The sequence below is a fragment of the Bradyrhizobium cenepequi genome (genome assembly GCF_020329485.1).
Lineage (GTDB): Bacteria > Pseudomonadota > Alphaproteobacteria > Rhizobiales > Xanthobacteraceae > Bradyrhizobium > Bradyrhizobium cenepequi.
The window spans coordinates 1-1629 of sequence record NZ_JAGKJI010000136.1; the positions used below are offsets into that span (position 1 = coordinate 1).

Genomic DNA, 1629 nt, shown 5'->3' on the forward strand with positions numbered 1-1629 from the left:
AGTAGCCGCGAAAGCCGGCTTTGTGCCAACGCACGAGCGTCTCGGGCTGGATGATGGTGAGGACCGACAGGATTGACGGAAACCAGCGATACAGCTGGATCAGAAACCAGCGATCCTGGTTCGTGAATCGGGCGCGACCATGCAGCCTGCGCCGCAAGACAATCTACTGATGTCGCAGCACCGCGTTCTCCGCTTCAAGCTGCAACCTCGACCTGAAGGGCGAGGCGAGGACGGCCAGAGCGAAACAGAACAGCGCGATCATTCCGCCCAGCTTAGGCGATTCCAATACGTCATCAACACGGATAAGGTTTTCGGTACACACAAGCGGTTACGTAAACCGAGGGTCGGGAGTTCAATCCTCTCAACCGGCACCACCTTTTTAGCCGACATTAGGACATTAGAGTGTCTGACGATTACTTAGGCCAAGATCGCATTGATGTGTTCGGATCGGCGACTCAGATCTTTCTGCCCAGACGCCATCCTTCACATATGTGCGGCAGCGCCTAACAGCCTGCTCTATTTCCTTGGCCAACAACATCAAGGGATCGCCCCGCGCAGCCTGAGTTGCATTCAGGTCGATCAAATCTTCCTGCACAAGCTGCTGTTGTTTCGCGGTCAGAGCCATGCGGCGAGACGTGGCACGCGAATAGTTGTCTCACAAACAACTAGTGCATTTCCCTACATGGCAATGAGCAGGCGCTGCAACCGCATCTCTGGTTTTCGGAGGTCTCGTACAGGCCTTCAACTGGAGTTTTCCGGAGTAGTTGCCCAGCCGTTCCCCCACCTCAACATTCCTCAAGATCTGCAGTCATTGGGTGAAGCGCGATGAGGCGCGTAAGCGCGCAGCGGATGTTCTGCGATCAGTGCTGGACCGGCCGCAATTTGCGAATCATCCGATGAGCCAGCGCCCCTTATGGATATCGAACTTGACCAAGCCTTCCTCTCGCATTTTCAACAGAAGCGATTGGCAAGTTTCCTCATTCACGACATTAGCACGTTTCATGACTTCGTAGACTTTGAGCGGCTTCTCACGGAGCGCGTTCAGGATATTTTCGCGATCATTCAGGATAACCGGAGTCCTACAGTCGCTAAGGAAATCATTGAGGATACGAAAGCTGATCTTCCGTAACTACTCGCTCAATATTCTCTGACTTACTCTTGATGCGGTATCTAATCCGCCCGTCTGCCTCAACGGGCATACGCCGAACGATGGTGTAAATCATCGACTGGTCAGTTGCGGCACGACCCTGTGGTCCTTGGAGCTGGTGGTGAACGTCTTCATTCGGTTTGTAGGCGTGTGACATATGTCTTCCCTTAAGACTTGCGGCTGCTCTAGGGTCTGTTGGGATTCAGGATTCTCATCCGGGCTCGGTTGTGATTCAAGCTATGGATGGACCGATTCGTTTTGACTGATGCCCAATGGGCGAAGATGGAGCCGCTTTGTCTTGGCAAGCCAAGCGATCCCGGCCGCAGTGGCAAGGACAACCGACGGTTTGTCGAGGCCGTGCTGTGGATCGCGCGAACCGGCAGTCCCTGGCGGGATCTGCCGCCCTCGTTCGGCCACTGGAACAGTGTCTTCACGCGCTTCCGCGACTGGGTGAAGGCGGATATCTGGAAGCGGCTGTTCGA

General features: G+C 54.8%; 1 protein-coding gene. It reads left to right on the plus strand.

Features of this window, described 5'->3' with window-relative positions; genetic code table 11:
- Positions 1 to 1390 precede the first annotated feature (1390 nt).
- The coding region (locus J6497_RS40495) for a transposase (RefSeq protein ID WP_225704199.1) at positions 1391 to 1629 on the plus strand (239 nt) is incomplete at its 3' end.